Origin of the sequence: Nocardiopsis metallicus, from assembly GCF_014201115.1 — a bacterium.
GTDB lineage: Bacteria > Actinomycetota > Actinomycetes > Streptosporangiales > Streptosporangiaceae > Nocardiopsis > Nocardiopsis metallicus.
Map to the genome: position 1 here is coordinate 1,935,759 of NZ_JACHDO010000001.1, position 18,923 is coordinate 1,954,681.

13 protein-coding genes are annotated in these 18,923 nt (G+C 73.2%); 11 read left to right on the plus strand and 2 right to left on the minus strand.

The window, feature by feature from the left end; genetic code table 11:
* Positions 1–63: 63 nt before the first annotated feature.
* Together HNR07_RS08320 and HNR07_RS08325 are read right to left on the minus strand one after the other, a co-directional pair.
* The gene (locus HNR07_RS08320; protein ID WP_184364079.1) at positions 64–1,824 is read right to left on the minus strand and encodes a prolyl oligopeptidase family serine peptidase; all 1,761 of its coding nucleotides are present in this window, start codon (positions 1,822–1,824) and stop codon (positions 64–66) included.
* A gap of 2 nt (positions 1,825–1,826) precedes the next feature.
* Positions 1,827–3,035, minus strand: coding sequence for a hypothetical protein (locus HNR07_RS08325; RefSeq protein ID WP_184364081.1), 1,209 nt, complete (start codon positions 3,033–3,035; stop codon positions 1,827–1,829).
* Between the two features lie 117 nt (positions 3,036–3,152).
* Between HNR07_RS08325 and amiA the strand changes: the two genes are divergently transcribed.
* From amiA to HNR07_RS08380, 11 genes are all read left to right on the plus strand, one after another.
* The gene (amiA, locus tag HNR07_RS08330) at positions 3,153–3,335 is read left to right on the plus strand and encodes a streptamidine family RiPP (RefSeq protein ID WP_017580478.1); all 183 of its coding nucleotides are present in this window, start codon (positions 3,153–3,155) and stop codon (positions 3,333–3,335) included.
* A gap of 91 nt (positions 3,336–3,426) precedes the next feature.
* The gene (locus HNR07_RS08335) at positions 3,427–4,317 is read left to right on the plus strand and encodes a hypothetical protein (protein WP_184364083.1); all 891 of its coding nucleotides are present in this window, start codon (positions 3,427–3,429) and stop codon (positions 4,315–4,317) included.
* Positions 4,314–5,312: a CocE/NonD family hydrolase gene (locus tag HNR07_RS08340; protein ID WP_184364085.1), complete on the plus strand. Its 999-nt coding sequence runs from the start codon at positions 4,314–4,316 to the stop codon at positions 5,310–5,312. Before HNR07_RS08335 ends, HNR07_RS08340 begins: the two co-directional genes overlap by 4 nt.
* Positions 5,309–6,739, plus strand: a complete 1,431-nt coding sequence (locus HNR07_RS08345; RefSeq protein ID WP_184364087.1) for a YcaO-like family protein — start codon at positions 5,309–5,311, stop codon at positions 6,737–6,739. The genes HNR07_RS08340 and HNR07_RS08345 overlap by 4 nt, the downstream gene beginning before the upstream one ends.
* A 10-nt stretch (positions 6,740–6,749) precedes the next feature.
* Entirely contained in the window at positions 6,750–7,844 is a 1,095-nt protein-coding gene (locus HNR07_RS08350; RefSeq protein WP_184364090.1) for a nitroreductase family protein, read from the plus strand.
* Complete coding sequence (locus HNR07_RS08355) at positions 7,841–9,514, plus strand: ABC transporter ATP-binding protein/permease (protein ID WP_184364093.1); 1,674 nt, start codon at positions 7,841–7,843, stop codon at positions 9,512–9,514. Before HNR07_RS08350 ends, HNR07_RS08355 begins: the two co-directional genes overlap by 4 nt.
* Entirely contained in the window at positions 9,511–11,190 is a 1,680-nt protein-coding gene (locus HNR07_RS08360; RefSeq protein ID WP_184364096.1) for an ABC transporter ATP-binding protein, read from the plus strand. Before HNR07_RS08355 ends, HNR07_RS08360 begins: the two co-directional genes overlap by 4 nt.
* A 1,012-nt stretch (positions 11,191–12,202) precedes the next feature.
* Entirely contained in the window at positions 12,203–14,860 is a 2,658-nt protein-coding gene (lanKC, locus tag HNR07_RS08365) for a class III lanthionine synthetase LanKC (protein ID WP_184364098.1), read from the plus strand.
* 35 nt (positions 14,861–14,895) lie between these two features.
* Complete coding sequence (locus HNR07_RS08370) at positions 14,896–15,021, plus strand: SapB/AmfS family lanthipeptide (RefSeq protein WP_184364099.1); 126 nt, start codon at positions 14,896–14,898, stop codon at positions 15,019–15,021.
* Positions 15,022–15,158: 137 nt separating this feature from the next.
* Positions 15,159–16,934 (plus strand): ATP-binding cassette domain-containing protein, encoded by a 1,776-nt coding sequence (locus HNR07_RS08375; protein WP_376769910.1) that lies wholly within the window; start codon positions 15,159–15,161, stop codon positions 16,932–16,934.
* A gap of 104 nt (positions 16,935–17,038) precedes the next feature.
* Positions 17,039–18,793, plus strand: a complete 1,755-nt coding sequence (locus tag HNR07_RS08380) for an ATP-binding cassette domain-containing protein (protein ID WP_184371716.1) — start codon at positions 17,039–17,041, stop codon at positions 18,791–18,793.
* The last annotated feature ends 130 nt before the right edge of the window (positions 18,794–18,923 follow it).

The following is an 18,923-nucleotide window of genomic DNA, read 5'->3' on the forward strand; positions in this document are numbered from 1 at the left end:
CGCCGCCCGCCGCCCGTGCTCGTGCCGGGCGCCCTCTCGTGGCGTGCGCCGCACGGACTCCCCCTACGCGGTCGCTGGAGCCCTCCCCTCGGGCCCGGTGGCCGCGGCGGCGAAACTGAGGACGGTGGCCCCGAGGCGGTGCAGGCTGTCGAGGTGGTTGCCGCCGTGACCGGTCTGCGGTGCGCGCCATACGGCGGCGCTGCCCCCGGCCCGGCGCAGCGCGTCGGCCACCGCCAGGGTGTCGTCGGCGGCCACCCGGGAGTCCTCCGCCAGGACGATGCCCAGGAAGCGGGGAAGCGGGGTGCCGGGGGTGAGCGCCCTGGCCCGGTGCAGCGGTGAGATCCGGCGCAGGTGTTCGATCGCCTCGGGGGTGTCCGAGGCTCCGAACTCGCTGGCCCAGCGCTGCCCGAGCGGGTGGGCACCGAGATTGAGCAGGTCGAGCGGGGCCGCGGTGCTGACGACGCCAGCGCACAGGTCAGGAGCGCCCAGGGCGCAGCTGGTGACCAGGACGCCGCCGTGCGAGGCTCCTGCCAGGACGAGCAGGTCGGGTCGGGTGAGCCCGGCCTCAACGAGACCGCGCGCGATGGCGACGAGGTCCTCGATGCCGCGCTCCTTGGCGAGGCCGTGCCCGGCCCGCCGCCAGGCGGGACCGTGCTCGCCGCCTCCCCGCACCTGGGCGACGGCGTACCGGCCTCCGTTCTCGACCCACGCTGGCACGGTCGGCTCGAACACCGGCAGGCTCGGCACACCGAAGCCGCCGTAGCAGGTGAGGATCAGCGGTGCGGGCCCCTCGGCGCCGATCGGCGAGGTGACCAGGACGGGGACGCGCGAGCCGTCCCCGGCGGTGAAGACGTACCGTTCGGTGTGTGCCGGGTCGGTGCGCGCCGGGGACCGCGTGCGGGCGGTGGCGGTCGGGTCGGACAGCAGTTTCTCGACGGGTACGACCCGCGGGGGCAGGACCGGGCCTTCGATGAGGGCGTGGAAGCGGCCCGCGTCGGCGCTCACCCCGGTAGCGACCGCCGGGGAGCCCCGGTAGGCGACCTCGCGTTCGGCCACCGCCGAACCCCGGACGAGCCGCACGAGGACGCTGCGGCCGGCGCGTACGCCGACGGCGACGACCTCCGATCCGCTGGCGGCGACGGAGGTGACCCGCACTTCCGGATCGTCCCAGCACCACTTCTGGGCACCACTGCCCGGGTCGATCCCCTGAAGGCCGCTGCCGTCGTCGACGACGACGTCCTCACCCGCCCGCAGGACCCGGACGATGGCGGCGAACGCGGCGATCTCGGCACCGGTGTCCCGGTCGATCAGGCGGCTGGGGCTGCCGGGGCTGCTCTGGGCGAGCAGGCCGCGGCGCCCCCCGGGAAAGAGTCTGAGCCGGGCGTCCGGGGACACGTCCGAGGCCGTCGCCTCCCCGGTCCTCGCGTCGACGCGGACGAGGCGGTGGGAGCCGCCCGCCACCAGTGCGGCGCCAGAGGAGTCGGCGTCCCAGAGCACGGGGTCGTAGCGGCAGCGAAACTCCGGGTAGAGCCGCAGGGCTCCGGTCGCGGTGTCGACCAGCCCCAGCGCGGCGTCCTCGTCAGCGCGCTCGGCCAGTTGGACACAGATGCTTCGCCCGTCCGGGGAGGGATCCATGCGCAGGATGTGCCCGTCGGGTTCGATCACCGGCGCCCCGGTGTCCGCCCGGTAGATCCCCCGGCGTCGGCGTCCGGTCGGTCGGCTGAGGGTGAACCCGTTCTCCGGCAGGCCGGGACGGCCGTGCCGTTCCCACTCGGTGAGCGCGTCGTCGAGGGCGGGGTCGAGAGGCGGAGGGGAGTCGTGCATCGCTACCGGCCGATGGTGTCGGTGTCGACGGCGCCGCCGTGCCAGTACAGGTGCCCGCCCTCGTCGAGCGGGCTGGGCACGCTGACGGTGTCGAGCCGTCCGTCGCGGAACAGGTGCAGCTGGCCGTCGCCTCCCCGGGTCACCGCGACGGTCGTCCCCGTGGGGTCGACGGCCAGGGAGCGCCGTTGCGCGGGCGCGTCGCCGACCGGGTCCCAGGGCAGGTGCCCGGGGACGGGCGGGCACGACATCGCAGGGAGCGCGATGGTGCGGGCGAGGCTCATCGAGGGCTCGGTCCGCTCGATGACGGCGAGCTCGTCCCCGTCCGGGTGGATGGTGGCTACAGCGGCCCGGGGGCCGCCGAGCGCGAAGCGGAAGGCCAGCCCCCGGGGAAGCTCCAGGTAGCGCGTCGCACCGGTGGACAAGTCGACGTCGACCAGGTGGTTCGTCCACTCGGTCCATGCCGTCGGGGATGCGGGACCGCCTCGGACCACGCCCACCGCGCGGCCGGTCTGCGGGTCTAGGCGCAGGTAGTAGGCGCGCCCGGGCACGGGCCAGGCGACGGTGTCGAGCATGCGCGGGACACCGCCGTCGACGACGAAACGCTCCAGTCCCCTGCTGGTCGCGGTCGCCGCGATACCGGTGCGCTGGTCGACGACGTCGCCGTGTCCGTCGTCGGCGATACCGCGAAGGGTCTCACCGGTGATCCGGGGCACGTGCGCGGCGACGCCCAGGCACTGGGAGAGGGGGAACGCCTCCAGGGACCCGGGCTCCCTGTGGCGCAGCACGACCGCGGGCTCGCCGCCGGCCTGGTCGGGGACGACCATGGCGCCGGGTTCTCCGACCCGGGAGCGGAACCGTACGGACTCGCTCCGCTCCAGGTCGACCAGGGTGACGACGTCGCTCCACGGCTGCTCGTTCGCGCCCAGTCCGGTCGTCACCACCACGTAGCGGCCCGAGGCGTCACAGGCGAGGTGTTCGCCGGGGATGGCCGCGGGGAAGCGGCGCTCCCCCCGGGTGCCCGAGACCACGAGCGCGCCGGAGCGGTCGTCGACGAAGGCCCACTCGCCGGGCCCCCGCTCCGTACCGGGCAGCGCCAGGAACCCGGCGTGCTCGGCGAGTACGGCGTTGCCGAGCTCTCTCACCGCGCCGTCCGCTACGGCGTAGGTGCGGCCCGCACGGTAGTCGGCCACGAGGAGGTTCTGGAAGTTCATTGCGCCAAGCTATTGGAAATGAAAACCATTATCAAGTACAGTGAGCGCCGTTCGTCCCCCACGAACACGTATCGGCGCCTATGACCGATACGCCATGCATTGAGAAGGGAATGACCTATGGACAACCAGATCGTCGCCGAGGTCGAAGAGACCGAGCAGCTCGCCCACCTGTCCGCCTCCCACTCCAACGCCCTCGTCGAGAACCCCTTCGACGTCGTCGCCGAGATCGAGGAGACCGAGCAGCTCGCCCACCTGTCCTCCACCCACTCCAACGCCCTCGTCGAGAACCCCTTCGACTGACTCCCGTCCCCGCGACGTAGGACGTAGTCATTGAGAACCACCCGGTCGGGCAGCCCCGCGCTGCCCGACCGGGCCGTTTGAGAGGTCGGCCATGCCCCCAGAACCATCCGTCTCCCCCGTGCCGGGAACCGGTGCGCACGCCATCATCGACAGCGCGGGCACCGGTGTCGTACGCACCTCCTCAGGGCGCTTCCTGCGCCTGGTGTCCCCGCCGGACGACCTCCTGGACGTTCTGGGCGGCGCTTCGGGCGCTGACGGGAGAACCGCCGCGTACGCCGAGGCACTGCGGGCGAAGGTGTCCGCACGCGAGGAAGAGGACGCACAGCACCGCTGGCCGGGTCCGCGACGCGAGGTCGCCCTGATCGGCACGGGCCCCCTCGTCGACGCGGTGGCTGAGGCCCTGACCGGCTGGGGTGCGGCCGTTACCCGCCACACCGACGGCGATGCCCTGCTCGCCTCGATCGACGGAGCGGCTGCCCCTGATCGACCGGCCCGCGGCGCGGTCGGCCGCCGCGGAGAAGGCACTCCACCGTGGGGGCTGATGATCGCGTACGCGGACTCCCACGCAGAGCGCCTCGGCTGGGACCGGCTCGACGCGCTGCCGGGCCAGGGCGTCGCCTGGCTGCGCGCCTACCGCGAGGGCGAGAACTGCTTCGTCGATCCCCTCTCCCTGAACGGGGACGACCCCGGTGCCGAGCAGGTGTACCGGCGGCGCCTCGCGGCGAGCTTCGTCCCCCGCGAACTCGACACCTGGCGGCGCGCGGCCATGGCCTCCACGCCCCCCTCGGCGGCCGCGCACACTCTGATGACGGGCCGGCTGCTCACCCTGGCCCTCGCCTGGGCCCAGCGGGCGGACACGTTGGAGGGCTACCGCCGCACGCTGTGGAAGTTCGTCCCCGCCACCGGCACGATCAGCGAGCATCCCGTCCTGGCCTACGACCCGCCACCCTCCATCGACCCGGACGCGCGTCGGCGGGTATGACCGTGGAACCCGGACGCGAACACCTGTGCCAGGGCGGGGACGGCGCAGTACTGCGCGGGCGCGTGTGGGAATGCGCGAACCCGGCGGGCCTCGTGGTGATCCGCACCCCCTACGACGCGGACCAGCACGCGGGGACGGCACGCTCATGGAACGCCCGTGGCTACCACTGCCTCGTCCAGGACGTGCGCGGACGGTACCGGTCAACGGGAGCGTGGGCCCCCTACTCCCATGAGGAGGACGACGGCGGCCGGGTACTCGCCCGACTGACCGAGGAATACGAAGGGCTGCCGCTGGTCCTCTTCGGTGCCTCGTACGCCGCCCACGCCGCTCTGGAAGCCGCTCGGGCCGTGACGGGTGACCACGCGCCCACGGTCGCGGCGATCATCGTCCTCGTCCCCGCTCTCGGGCTGGCCGAGACCGCGTGGGACCACGAGGGCGCCCCGCAGATCCTGCACCGGATCGGATGGTGGCACGAACACGGGCGCCACCGGCGCTCCCAGCCCCCGCTGTCAGCGGCCGAGCTCGACCGGCGCGTCGCACAGGCGCGCGGCCGGGGCGTGGTCGAGGCCGCCCGGGACTGGGGCTGGTCGCCAGCGACGTTGGCCGGCTGGCGGCGGCTGTGGAGCGCTGAGCGAGTGGACCTGGCGTCGCGCTACGGCCGCGTCGACGCGCCGCTCCTGGTGGTCAGCGGCGATGACGACTTCTTCGACCATGACGCCCGGCGACTCGCGCGCGAATGGGGCGCCCCGAGCCACTTCGCCAGCGGCCCGTGGGGACACGGTCTGGTCGGCGGCGTCGCCGACCGGGCCCTGCGGGCACGTATCTCGGCCGCGGGCGGACTGGCCCACATCATCGATCCGTGGCTTGCGGCCCAAGGTCTGCCGGGCTCACCAGCGGAGTGGACCGGGATCCTCACGGCCGCCTCCACTTCCCGTACCCGGTCGACCCTCGATTCCGCGTCAGAGGCCTGGCGCCACGAAAGGACCTCACCTTGAGCACCACCACAACGGGGCGGCACCGCCCGAGTGCCACCGAGACCGCTACGGCAGGAACCGATCACCCCCTGCCCGTGGAGGCGCTCGTCGACCCCGAATGCGGAATCATCCGCTCCGTGCGGGCCGTGAAGCATCCCCCCGGCGCTCCCGCCTCCTACACGGGGCTGACGGCGGCCGTCGCCGACGCCCGGCAGCTCGGCGAGTGGCCGGCCGACCGCGTCTCGCTGGGCACGACGTTCGGTGACGTCGAGCAGGCCCGGATCGCCGCGATCGCCGAAGGGGTCGAGCGCTACTGCGGGAACTGGCTCCCCGCCGACCTCCCCCACGACGAACTGCGCATCGGAACCCGCGCGGAACTGCTGGCCGCGGGCCGTCGACCGATCGCCCTGGACGACCTGCCCCGGTGCGCTCCGTGGCAGTACGGCCGCGACGGGTTCCCCTACCAGCCCCTCACCGAGGACACCCCCACCCTCTGGACGCGCTGCGGCGAGCGCGACGGCTCCGAGGTGTGGATGCCGGCCTCGCTGGTCTACCTCAACTGGCGGCAGTCACGCTTTCGCCACCTGCCGCGCGTGCACCACCTGAACTACGCCGGGATCGCCACCGGGCAGGGGGCCGACGACGCGAGGGACCGCGGGGTCATGGAGGTCATCGAACGCGACGCCCTCGAACTGTGGTGGCATCTGGACGGGCCCACCTTCGGGATCGACCCCGCCAGCGTTCCCGGGCTCGCCGACGACCTGCGCGGCAGCTCCCTGGAGGTGTCCCTCGCGGTCATGCCCTCGGAGTTCGCCCCGGCCGTGGCCGCGCTCGTGCACGACGGGGAACGCGGCCTGTACGCGGCGGGGTTCTCCGCCGCACTCGACCCGGTCAGGGCCGCCCGCAAGGCCGTGCTCGAAGCCGTCCACACCTGGGTCTACACCCAGGGCTGCACCACCGCCGACGGGTGGGTCTTCCGCGCCGTCGAACAGGGCCTGATGGCCCGCGGCCTCTACCTCGACTTCCGTGCCGACACCAACTACCTCGACGCCGCCGGCGCCCAGTTCGAGCACGTCGTCGACCTGGGCGCGCACGTCCAGGTCTGGCTCGACCCCCGAGTCCACGGCGAGGCCCGGCGCTTCACCGCACCCGCCCTGGGCGTCCGGCCCATCAGCGAGGTCGCGCCCGTGTCGATGGACGAGGTCTACCAGCGGCTGGACGCTCGCGGGCACCGCGTCATCACCCGTGACCTGACGACGAGCGACGTGCGCCGCACGTCGCTGCGCGTGGTGCGCAGCTTCGTCACCGGGCTCGTCCCCAACGCTCCCGCGGCCTTCGCCTACCTCGGCATGCCGCGTTTGGAGGAGGCGGCCCTCGAACGGGGGTGGCGCACCTCGTGGGACGGGAGCCCCGGGGACCTCACCCTCGTCCCGCCGCCGCACATGTGAGGCCGTACCCATGCCCCTTTCCTTCCCGCAGGGCCCCGCCCCCTACGATGCGGAACCGGGCCCGGCGGGGCCCTCGCCCCTGCCACCCGCCCTGGCGCGCGCCTTCTCCGCCCAGGTTCCGGGCCCGCCCGTGCCTCCCGGACCGCGTGCCAACCCCTGGCACCGGGCCGGAGCCGACCCGGTGGCGGTACCGGAGCGCGAACGCGCCCTGCTCGACGGCCTGTGGCTCAGCAGGGGGCACCACCGCCTGGCCGACGGGACGGCGACCCGTGTGCCCAGGCGACCGGTGCCCTCCGCGGGGGCGGCCTACCCCGTGCACACCCACCTGGTCGTCGGCGCGGACGGCCCCCTGGAGGCGGGCCGGTACGCCTTCGACATGGAGAAGGGCGTACTGCTGCGGCGCGACGCGGCCCGCGAACGGGACGCGGGTTGGGACGCCCCCGGTAGCGGTACCGCCGTGCGGGGGACCCACCTGGTCCTGACGGTGCAGCCGGGTCGCAGCTTCGGCCGGTACCGCCACCGGGCCTGGCCGCTGTGGATCGCGGACACCGCCTACGCCCTGGCCGCGGTGGAGTTCCTGTGCGCCCCGGGCCCCGCCGCGGTCCACCTGGGCCCCGGGCCGTGGCTGCGCGAGCTGCTCGGCGTGCCGCGCGCCTGCGAGCACGGCCGGTGGCTCGCACGCGGACTCGCACCCGAGATCGCGCTGGCCGCCGTCGAACTTCCCGGGACCTGGTCGGTCCCGGCAGATCGCCGCGACGCCCTGGCCGCGAGGCGTTCCCCGGCGATCGGCGAGTTCGAGGCCGCTGAGCGCAACCGCGACCCGCGGTCCGCGCGGGCCGCGAAGGAGTCCGGGCAGGCCTGGGTACTCGGAGCCCACCGACTGAAGACCTGGTCCGTGGCGGTGGGCACACCCGCCGCCGCACTCGCCCCGGCCCTGTGGCGGGCCCACCGGCAGGCGGCCGGGCTGTGCTACGCCGGCGCCCTGTCCCAGCGGTGGCGCTGCCGCCCGGTGTCGGGGTTCACCGCCGCGCGCGGCCGCTGGACCGTCCACGCCCTGGCGATGCTCCCCGGCGCACACCATCTCGACAAGGAGTCAGCCGCATGATGATCGTCCCCCTGCTGTGGCGGGAGGCGACCCGATTCCCCGCTGCCCTGACCCGGAGCGTGGCCCTGCTCGTCCTCGTCTTCCTCACCCACGTCGGACAGGCCGTGGCGATCGCCTGGTCGATGTCGGCCGTCCTGCACGGCCAGGCCCGGGAAGTACTCCTGGCGCTGTCGCTGATCCTCGGGATCGCACTGCTGCGCCTGGTGCTCTCCCTGGCGCAGGCGTGGGCCGCAGCGTCCCTGGGCGGCCTGGTCAAGCAGGCGGTGCGCCGCCGTGCGATGGAGGCCGCGCTCGTGCCCGAGCGGCTGCACGACACGGGCGCCCGGGACGGCTCGATGCGGGCCAGCCTCGGTGACGGCGTCGACGGGATCGACGCCTACGTCTCCAAGTACGTTCCAGCGATCGTGCAGCTGCTCCTCACCTGCCCCGTCGTCGTGGTCGCCCTGCTGTGGCTCTCACCCTGGGCCGGCCTGTTCGTGGCCGCCGGGGTGGTGTTCGCCCTGGTGGGCCCGCTGGCCTGGAAACGGATGATGGCCCGGCGCGGACTCGACCACTGGGACAGCTACGAGGCGCTCAGCGCCGACCTGCTCGAATCCCTGCGCGGTATGGCCACCCTGCGCGCACTCGGCGACGTGTCCGGCACCCGGGCGCGGCTGGACCGCCGCTCGGAGGCGCTGCGCAGGGCCACCGAACGCGTGATGCGCGGCTCCCTGGGCGAGACGTCGGTTACCGACGCCGCCGTCCAGGGGGGCGTGGTCGCCGCGGCCGCCGTCGCGATCACCCACGCGGTCACCGGGCAGGCCCCGGCGCTGGAGGTCTACCTGATCCTGTTGCTCTCCTCCGAGGCGTTCCGCCCCGTCCGGGACCTGTCCCGGCACTGGCACGCCGGGTTCCTCGGCCTGACCGCGATCCCCGGCCTGAAAAGGATCGGGGCCTTCACCGAACCGGGTGGCGCCGAGGCCGAGCGCCCCGCCGGCCCCGCCGCTCCCGGCCCCGGGGATGCTCAGTCCGGCGAGGTACGGTCGGCGGACGAACTACGGGTGAGGGGCCTGAGCTTCGGCTACCCCGACGCCGCGGGCGACGTCATCCACGACCTCGACCTGACCGCCCGGCGGGGCTCGCTCACCGCGATCGTCGGAGAGTCCGGAGCCGGTAAGTCCACCCTCTTCGACCTCCTCCTGGGTTTCCTCACCCCGCGTACCGGAAGCATCGAACTCGACGGGCGGCCGCTGCGCGCCCGCGACATCGCCGTGGTCTCCCAGCGGCCCGTGCTCTTCGCCGGGACCATCCGCGACAACCTCGCGGTCACCGGCGCCACCGCGGAAGCGGACCTCGTCCGGGCCTGCCGCGACGCGGGCATCCTCGACGAGATCCAGCGCTTCCCGCGCGGCTTCGACACCGAGGTCACCGAAGCCGGGACCAGCCTCTCCGGCGGCCAGCGCCAACGCCTGGCCCTGGCCCGCGCGCTGCTGGCACGGCGCCCGGTCCTGCTGGTGGACGAGCCGACGAGCGCGTTGGACGCCGACCGCTCAGCGGATGTCGTGCACACCCTGCACCGCGTGGCGCGCGACCGCGTCGTCCTCATGATCAGCCACCGCACCGAGACGCTCACCGAGGTTCCCGCCGTGTTCAGCCTCGACTCCGGACACCTGCACAGGAGCACCTTGTGAACACCCTTTCCGCGTTCCGGGCCTTCCGTGAACTGCTGCCCGTCCTGCGCCCGCAGTGGCGGGGGATGGTCTGGAGCTACCTGCTGGGCACCCTGAGCGCGCTCGCCCTGGCCGCTCTGACCGTGCTCACCGCGTGGGCGGTCGGCCACGCCGTGGTGGAGCGCACACCGCCCGGCCCCGTGTGGTGGGCCCTGGTCCTGGGGCTCGTGGTGCTGCGCGTGCTCCTGACCTGGCGGGAGATGGACGTCTCGCACGCCCTGGCCTACCGTGTGCTGGCCCGGCTGCGGATGGCGCTGTTCGACGCCTACGCGCGCAGTGTCCCCGGTCGGCGCCGGGAGCACTCCGGGCGCGCCGCGTCCGTCGCGATGGACGACATAGAAAAGCTCGAGTTCTTCTACGCCCACACCCTCGCTCAGCTCGGCGCCTCGCTCACCCTGTTCGCCGCGTCCCTGGCCACCGCGTCCCTGCTGCTGCCCGAAGCCGCACTGGTCATGCTCCTGGGCTCCGCCCTCGTGGCGAGCAGCGCACTGTACTGGGCGCGGACCGCCCGGCGGCTGGGTGAGCGGGAGCAGCGGGAGCGCTCCGACCTGTCCGCGCACATCGTGGACGCGCTGGGCGCACTCCGCGAGGTACTCGCCTACGGACTCGCGCCCCGCACCATCGCCCAGACCAACGACGCCACCGCCCGCGCCACCGCCCTCGCGCGACGGCGCGAACTGCTGTCACAGCTGGTCACCAGCCTACGGGAACTCATCCTCACCGGCGTGGTCATCGGCGTCATCGCCACCAGCGCCGCCGCGGCGGGCGTGCTCTCCGCGGGCGCCCCGGTTCGGCTGGCGCCCGCGGAACTGCCCGCGCTGGTCGCCCTGGCCCTGGTCGGCATCGCCGCGGTCGTGGACGCCACCGACACACTCACCCGGCTCCATCCGCTCGTCTCCGGCGCCGAACGCGTCGCCGCCGGCATCAACCGTCCCCCGGTCGTCGCCCTGCCCCAGGCTCCGAGGCAGCTGCCCGACGGGCCGCTGGGCCTGCGGTTCCGGGACGTGTCCTTCTCCTACGAGGGCCGACGGCCAACGCTCACGTCCTGGTCCGCCGAACTCGCCCCGGGCGAGCACGTCGGTCTGGTCGGCCCCTCCGGTTCGGGCAAGAGCACCCTCATCGCCCTGGCCGCCCGCCTCTGGGATCCTTCCGCGGGCGCCGTCGAGCTCATCACGGCCGACGGCGAGGGCGTACCCGTCGCCGAACTGGACGACGGGGCGCTGCGGGGTGCGGTGGCCCTGGTCGACCAGGACGCCGTGCTCTTCCACGGCACCGTCCGCGACAACCTGCTGCGCGGCTGCGGACCGCGCTCCGACAGTGAACTGACCGCCCTGCTCGAACGCGTCGAAGCCACCACCTGGATCGGTCTCGACGACGAACTCGGAGAGGCGGGGGTGCGGTTGTCCGGCGGACAGCGGGCACGCCTGTGCCTGGCCCGCGCCCTCGCCCGCCGACCGCGCGTCCTCCTCGTGGACGAGGTGACCGCCAGCCTCGACCCGGCCACCGAACGACTGGTCTCCGACGTCATCGCCGAATTCCAGGGCACCGTCCTCATCGCGTCCCACCGAGCCGAGACCCTGGCCCGCCTCGAACGCGTCGTCGAGGTGGCCGCGACCCCGCAGGCCGCCCGGGGGTGACTCGGCCGCGGCCGCCCCAGGCCCCGGGGAAACACGGGAGACAGTGGCGGGAAGGGCCCCTGGGGCCTTGTCCGTGAGCCCGCGCGGCTGCGGCTCATGCCGCCCGGGGCCGAGCCGAGGGCACCGACCGCGCGAAGCCGACGGCCGAGCTCTCCGGCGAGGGGTCGGGGGTGTCACCGCCACCACGGGTCAAGGCCGGGCAGGCTGTGGAACTGAGCGACTGCCCGGCCGTTCCGTGTCTGTCAGGCGCAGTGTTCTCCGACGCGAAAAACCTTTTTGGCGATGGAGGAACCGCAGCGGGCGAGAAGTCCTGGGATTCACCCCGAATCGGCCTCCCCCATGAGGCCGGAAAGCGCTTCGGATGGCCCTCCAGAGCAGCTCACATGGAATTCAGCAGAGGCCTGAGCAGCCGCACTCCCGACATGCACGCCTTCTACCTTCCGGGAGATGCATTTCTTCGTGACGAGGATATACCGAAGACGGATACGCCCTCGGAGGGCATCGCACATGCTGACACCGGAGATAGGCCTTCAACGTTTTCCTCAAGTCCATGCGGTTCAACTAGACCTCATCCGAGAGACCTCTGGATAGACCTCCACACCTTCCCGAGAAGACTTAACCTCCCTGTTCACACCCCTTTCAGACCTCGCAAAACTTCACAAATCAGCATATTGCCGACAGCACGTCAAGTGCAGAGAAATACCAGGCCAGAGGCCTCACAGCGCTTCGACCTGCCTTCATCGGCCACCTCCGAAGCAGAGAGGCCTTTCGACCCTGGAAGTGACAGGGAGGAGCCCGTAGGAACCCCGCAAGCCAGACCCGGCGCCGAACCTGGCCCCAGGAGCAGCGAATACGCAGATCAGGACCGAAGAAGGACGCCCTTTTCCACCCCGTAAGTTAATGACGAGTAAAGGAAGACCCGAAAAATAACAGGCAAAGGTATGGACATGGAGATAACCCACATGCCACCCTTTGGAAGGCCGCTGACCAATTAAGCCGTGAGGGAGTTCGTATGATCAAGGGGTACGGTGTGTTCTGCGACGCCGACCGCTATTTCTACGACACGCCCCACCGCGTCTGGGCTGGTTCCGACACCTCAGGAACGGTCGGCGAACGCGACCAGGTCTTCACCAGGGCGGCGTGGCCGGCACCCGAGGGGTGGCAGAGGAACCGAGCCGGTGACTGGCTGGCGCTGCGTCCCGTCGAGCACCGGCTACCGGACCAGGGCTGGAAGATCCATGTCTCCGCCTGCCTGGACAACGCGGAATCGATCCTGGCCCGGGTCTGGGACTACTGCGTGGAACGGGCCGTCTCCTTCAAGTTCGTCCCCACCCGGTACCTGCTGCACAACCGGAACGCCAAGTACGCGGATCGCGGGGGCAGCGGGAAGTTCATCACCGTCTACCCGACCGACGACGAGTGCGCCTCGGTCGCCGCCGGTCTGGACGCACTCGTGGGCGGCGAACCCGGCCCGTACATCCTCAGCGACCTGCGCTGGAACGCGGGACCGGTCCACCTGCGCTACGGGAGCTTCACCCGGCGGCACTGCTACGACGAGCACGGCGAGCCGGTACCCGCGCTGGAGAACGACGAGGGCGTGCTCGTGCCGGACCAGCGCGGCCCGGCCTTCCACGTGCCGGAGTGGGTGACCGTCCCCGACTTCCTCCGTCCGCACCTGGAGGCGCGCGAGGCCGTGGACGTCACAGGTCTGCCCTACGACATCGAGCGCGCCCTGCACTTCTCCAACGGCGGCGGTGTCTACGCCGGGCGGGACCGGCGCACAGGTGAGCCCGTGGTGCTGAAGGAAGCCCGGCCGCACGCCGGCCTGGCCGCCGACGGCGCCGACGCGGTACACCGCCTGGAACAGGAGCGCAGCGCCCTGGAACGCCTTTCCGGACTGGCCTGCGCCCCCGAGGTCAAGGACTCCTTCACCCTGGGCGAGCACCACTTCCTGGTGATGGAGTTCATCCACGGCAAACCGTTGAACTCCTTCTTCGCCCATCGGCACCCCCTGGTCGAGGCCGACCCCGCACCGGAGGCGCTGAGGGAGTACGGCCGGTGGGCGATGCGCCTGCACGGTCTGGTGGAGGAGGCCATCGAGGCGGTGCACGCGCGCGGCGTCGTCTACAACGATCTGCACCTGTTCAACATCATGGTTTCCGAGGACGAGTCCTCGGTGGTACTGCTCGACTTCGAGGTCGCCCGGAGCGCGCACGAGGGCAGCCGACAGACGGTCGCCAACCCGGGTTTCGTCGCCCCGCGGGGGCACCGGGGCTTCGACGTGGACCTGTACGCACTGGCCTGCCTGCGCATCGCTCTCTTCCTACCCCTGACCAATGTGCTGGCGGTGGACCGGGGCAAGGCCCGGCACCTGGCCGAGGAGGCCACGCGTGTCTTCCCCGAGGCCCGGGAGTTCCTGGAGACCGGTGTGAGGGAGATCCTGCGCGAGCCGGACGGCGCCGCTGGGGCGGGCACCTCCACCCGAAGGGTGCGCCCCGCGGCCAGCGACGCGCGCGCCCCCTTCCCGCCGGTCGAGCCGGGGGACTGGCCCCGCAGCCGGGACTCGATGGTCCGCGCCATCCTCGCATCGGCGACCCCCGACCGGGAGGACCGCTACTTTCCAGGCGACATCACCCAGTTCACGACGCCCGGCGGCGGGCTCTCCTTCGGCTACGGCGCGGCCGGGGTACTCTACGCCCTCGCTGAGAGCGGCGCCGCGCGATACCCCGAAGCCGAACAGTGGCTGGTGCGGCACAGCAAGGAGCCCGACTCGGGAGCCCCGCTGGGTTTCTTCGACGGCCTCTCGGGACTGTCCTGGACCCTGCACCGCCTCGGTCACGTGGATGCCTCCCTGGCTCTGGCCGAGCTGGTCATGGAGCAGCCGTGGGAGGGGCTGGGTCCGGGCCTGCACGGCGGGACGGCCGGAATCGGGCTGGCCCTGGACTCCCTGGGCACCGGAACCGGGGAGTCGGAGCTGCACTCGGGCGCGCTGCGCTGCGCGGAACTGGCCGCAGAGGGCTTTCTGGCGGCCGCGCCCGAGCGGCGCCGCGCCGGACTGCTGCACGGGGGCGCGGGCGTGGCCCTGCTCTGCCTGCGCCTGTACGAGCGGACCGGTGACACCGCACTGCTCGACCTGGCCGAGCGCGCCCTCCGGGCCGACCTCGACCGTTGCGTCACCAGCGCCTTCGGCACGCTCCAGGTGGACGAGGGGTGGCGGACCATGCCCTACCTGGGTGAGGGCAGCGCCGGTGTGGGGATCGTGCTCGACGACTACCTGGAGCACCGTTCCGACGAGGTGTTCGAGCGGGCCCGCCCGGGGATCGTCGGAGCCGCGCGGTCCGGCTTCTACGCCCAGCCCGGCCTCTTCCGCGGTCTGGCGGGAATGATCCTGTATTTGAGCCGGACGACGGCTCCCGGGCCCGGCACCGAGCCGGCACAGGTGCGTCGCCAGATCGACGCGCTGACCCGGTACGCCATGCGCTACCAGGGCCACCTGGCCTTCCCCGGAGAGCAGCTGATGCGGCTCTCCATGGACCTCTCCACGGGCACCGCGGGCTGTCTGCTGGCACTCGCCGCAGCGCAGAGTGAACAGCCTGCCCGGCTGCCCTTCCTCCCTCCGCTGCGGCGGACCCAGAACCGGCCACTGCCATGGTCCGGAACAAATGAATAACGGAGAAGCGAATTCCGATCGAAAGGATAACAGCTATGACCCTGCTCGACCTGCAGTCCATGGAGACCGCCAAGAACGAGGCGCACGGCGGATCCGGCGGCACCAGCACCGCCAGCCTGCTCCTGTGCGGCGACAGCAGCCTGAGCGTCACCACCTGCTAGGGAGCCCGCCGCGGACGAACGCGGCGTGAGCGAGCCGTGGGGGCGGGATCCCGCCCCCACGGCCCCGGGTCCGGTGAGCACGGACCCTGCTGCGGCCCGGCGGTGCCCACGGGCGCCGCCGGGCTTCACCACGAGCCATGCAGGAAGGCGACCGGATGGTGTCCACCCGCCCCCGTGACGGCAAGGCAGACCCCCGTGCCGTACGCTCCGCGGACGCCCTGCTCGTCCGGGTGACCAGGGCGAGCGCCGGACGCACCGCGGCTATCCTGCTGTGCGCCGCCGCGGCGGCGGCTGCCTCGCTGGCCCTGCCCGCCGTGCTCGGCCTCACCCTCGACCTGCTCCTGGAAGGCCGTCCGGGCGCCGGACGCGCGTTGGCGGCGACGGTGGCCCTGACCGCGGCCGAGGTCGCCCTGGGCGCGACCGTCGCCCTGCTGGCGGGAACGGTCGGCGCACGATCGACCGCCTGGCTGCGGCTGCGTGCGATCCGACGGCTGTTGGCAGCCCCGCCCAGGAGCGTGAGCCGGTTCTCCCCCGGCGACGTGGCTACCCGGCTCTCGGTGCACGCCACCGAGGCAGGTGCGGCCCCGGCCGCCGCGGCCCAGGTCATCACGGCGGTCCTCGCCCCCGCCGGAGCCCTGGTCGCGCTGTTCGTGATCGACCCGTGGATCGGCTTGGCCTTCCTCCTGGGACTGCCCGCCCTGGGCCTGCTGCTGCGGTCCTTCGCCCGCGACTCCTCCGACACCGTCTCCCGGTACCAGCGGGTGCAGTCCCTGCTCGCGACGCGGCTCACGGACGCCTTGGGCGGTGCCCGCGCCATCGCCGCCGCCGGGACAGCGGACGAGGAACGCGCACGCGTCCTGCGCCCCCTGGGTGAGCTCGGCACCGAGGGGCGGCGCATGTGGTCGGTGCACGGCTCCGCGATGGCGCGCAGCGGAGTGCTCATGCCCCTGCTCATCACGGCCGTGCTCGCGGTGGGCGGGTTCGGCCTCGCGGAGGGGAGGATCAGCGTCGGTGACCTGCTGGCGGTGTCCCGCTACGCCGCACTGGCCGCGGGGCTGGGGGCGGTGGCCGGTCCGCTCGGAGCGCTGATCCGCGGCCGCACGGCCGCGCGCCGCGTGAACGAGCTCGTCACCGTCCCCCCGCTGACCCACGGGCGGAGGGAGCTGCCCCTCGGCGGTACCGGGACCTTGGAACTGCGCGGTGTCGGAGTGGCACTCGACGGCGTGTGGGTACTGCGCGGGGTGGACCTGTGCGTGCCCGGAGGCCAGACGGTGGCCGTCGTGGGGCGTTCCGGCTCCGGCAAGTCGACGCTGGGCGCCGTCGCGGGACGGCTCACCGCCCCCGACGAGGGCGAGGTCCGCCTGGACGGCGTGCCCCTGGAAGCGGTGGCCGCCGATGTACTCCGCCGGGAGGTCGGGTACGCGTTCGAGCGGCCCTCCCTCCGGGGCGCCACCGTCGCGGACGCGATCGCCTCGGGGGTCCAGACCCCGTCGGCCGAGCGCGTACGGGCGGCCGCCCGAGCGGCCGGAGCCGACGACTTCGTCAGAGCGCTCCCCCGGGGGTACGCCACCGCGTTGGAGGAGGCTCCGCTCTCGGGCGGGGAACTGCAACGGTTGGGACTGGCCCGGGCTTTCGCCCACGCCGGACGGCTGATGATCCTGGACGACGCCACCTCAAGCCTGGACACGGCGACCGAACGGCAGGTGGACCGGGCTCTGGCGCGTGAGGTCCGCCCGGGTACCCGAATCGTCATGGCGCACCGGCTCTCCACCGCGGCGCGCGCGGACCAGGTGGTGTGGTTGGAGGGCGGCCGTGTCCGAGCCGTGCGCACGCACGCCGAACTGTGGCGCGACCCCGAGTACCGAGCGGTCTTCGACTGCGGCGACGCACGCGGCGAGCGGGTGGACCGGTGAGGCCCGCAGCGGTGGCGGAGCAGGCCGGAGCGGCGCGGACAGCCGGGGCGGCCAGCCAGCCCTCACCCCGGCCCGCCCACCACCGGGGCGCGCTGCGCCGGCTGATGCCGCACGCCTGGCCCTTCCTGTGGCGCCACAGGCGGGTCCTGCTGCGCCTGGGCGCCTGGTCGTTGCTGGAGTCAGCACAGACCTTCCTCGTCGGGATCTGTCTGGCGCGCGCCCTGGACCAGGGGTTTCTGGCGGGGCAGCCCACCGTCGGCCTGGGGTGGCTGGCCGTCGCCGCAGTCTCGATCCTGCTGGCCGGACCCGTACTGCGCGGTGTGTTCGGTCAGCTCTCCGGACTGGTGGAACCGCTGCGGGACGGGCTGGTGCGGCGCGCGGTCCGCCAGGCGCTGAACCGGGCCGTGGCCGATCCGGCACGGGCGTCGGGTGCCCGGCGCGCCGCGGTCTCGCGGCTCACCCAGCAGACGGAGATCGCGCGGGACAGCTTCGCCGGCCTGGTCCTGACGGTTCGGTCCTTCCTGTTCATCGCGGCGGGGGCGCTGGTGGGGATGTTCGCCCTGGCCCCCGAACTGCTGCTGGTCGTGCTACCCCCCATGCTGCTCGGGCTGGTGCTCTTCCTACTGACCCTGGCCCCCATGGCCGCGGCGCAACGCCGGTTCCTGGACGCCGACGAGGCGTTCACCGACCGTGCCGGAGGCCTGCCGGGCCAACTGCGCGACCTGGTGGCCTGCGGGGTCACCGACACGGCGGGCGAGGAGACCGGAGCCCTGGTCGAGGAAGCAGCCGCGTCGGCGCGGTCCCTGGCCCGGTGGACGGCCGTGCGGACCCTGACGCTCGGCGTCGCCGGTCACCTCCCCGTGCTCATGCTGCTAGCCGCAACGCCGTGGCTCCTGCGGCAGGGCGTCACCACGGGCGCGATCATGGGAGCCCTTGCCTATCTCGTACAGTCCCTGCTGCCGGCGCTCCGGGCGATGATGACCGCCGTGGGCGCCGCGGGCAGCCGTCTCGTGGTGGTCCTGGACCGTTTCGTGGCCGTGGATGCGGACGGCGCGGACACCGCGGGCGGGGGAACCCGCCGGACGGCGGAGCCGGGTGCGCGGCGGGCGTTCTCCTTCCCGGACACCGGACCGGGGCCGGTGCCGGCGGTGTGGTGCCGTGGTGTGCGGGTGTCCTACGGGGCGGGCACACGCCCCCTGGTGGAGGGTTTCTCGCTCTCGGTCGGGGCTGGGGAGCGCATCGCGGTCGTCGGCCCGAGCGGGATCGGCAAGTCCACGCTGGCGCACGTGCTGTCCGGCCTGCACGCCCCGGACGAGGGAACCGTACGTCTGGCGGGACAGCCGGTCTCCGGGCGCTCCCCACGGGAACTGGCCCGGATGCGGGTGCTCCTCCCCCAGGAGGGCTACGTCTTCGCTGGTTCGGTCAGGGAGAACCTCGCCCAGCTGGAGCCCGGTGCCGGGGACGAGCGCATCGTCCGGGCGGTGGCGGCGCTGCGCATGGAAGCGCTGGTGGACCGCCTCGGCGGCCTGGACGCCGACGTGGATCCCGCGAGCCTCTCGGCCGGGGAGCGGCAGGCGCTCTGCCTGGGCCGGGCCTACGTGTCCCCGGCGCCGCTGCTCATCCTGGACGAGTCGACCTGCCACCTGGACCCGGCCGCCGAGGCGCACGCGGAGGACGCGTTGGCGGGCCGGCCGGACACGACACTGCTCGTCATCGCGCACCGGCTGTCGTCGGCGCTGCGGGCCGACCGGATCCTCGTCCTGGACGGCGCGGGTACGGCCTTGGGCACGCACGAGTCCCTGCTACGCGACTCCCCGCTCTACCGGGACCTGGCGGGGCACTGGAACGCGTCCGGCTGAGCACGCCGGGCCCCGTGTGCGGGGCAGGGCTCCTCCACCCCCGCCCGCGGTCCGGGGCCGCGCCGACGGTTCGCGGTCGCAGGGGTGCGCGCCCCTCCGTGCGGCCGGGAACCGCGGTCCAGGGTTTCGC

What these genes read in the sequence shown, in the direction of transcription:
- HNR07_RS08320 (WP_184364079.1), bottom strand. Translation starts at nt 1,824, where the DNA reads ATGCACGACTCCCCTCCGCCTCTCGACCCCGCCCTCGACGACGCGCTC.
- HNR07_RS08325 (WP_184364081.1), bottom strand. Translation starts at nt 3,035, where the DNA reads ATGAACTTCCAGAACCTCCTCGTGGCCGACTACCGTGCGGGCCGCACC.
- amiA (WP_017580478.1), top strand. Translation starts at nt 3,153, where the DNA reads ATGGACAACCAGATCGTCGCCGAGGTCGAAGAGACCGAGCAGCTCGCC.
- HNR07_RS08335 (WP_184364083.1), top strand. Translation starts at nt 3,427, where the DNA reads ATGCCCCCAGAACCATCCGTCTCCCCCGTGCCGGGAACCGGTGCGCAC.
- HNR07_RS08340 (WP_184364085.1), top strand. Translation starts at nt 4,314, where the DNA reads ATGACCGTGGAACCCGGACGCGAACACCTGTGCCAGGGCGGGGACGGC.
- HNR07_RS08350 (WP_184364090.1), top strand. Translation starts at nt 6,750, where the DNA reads ATGCCCCTTTCCTTCCCGCAGGGCCCCGCCCCCTACGATGCGGAACCG.
- HNR07_RS08355 (WP_184364093.1), top strand. Translation starts at nt 7,841, where the DNA reads ATGATGATCGTCCCCCTGCTGTGGCGGGAGGCGACCCGATTCCCCGCT.
- lanKC (WP_184364098.1), top strand. Translation starts at nt 12,203, where the DNA reads ATGATCAAGGGGTACGGTGTGTTCTGCGACGCCGACCGCTATTTCTAC.
- HNR07_RS08370 (WP_184364099.1), top strand. Translation starts at nt 14,896, where the DNA reads ATGACCCTGCTCGACCTGCAGTCCATGGAGACCGCCAAGAACGAGGCG.
- HNR07_RS08375 (WP_376769910.1), top strand. Translation starts at nt 15,159, where the DNA reads ATGCAGGAAGGCGACCGGATGGTGTCCACCCGCCCCCGTGACGGCAAG.
- HNR07_RS08380 (WP_184371716.1), top strand. Translation starts at nt 17,039, where the DNA reads ATGCCGCACGCCTGGCCCTTCCTGTGGCGCCACAGGCGGGTCCTGCTG.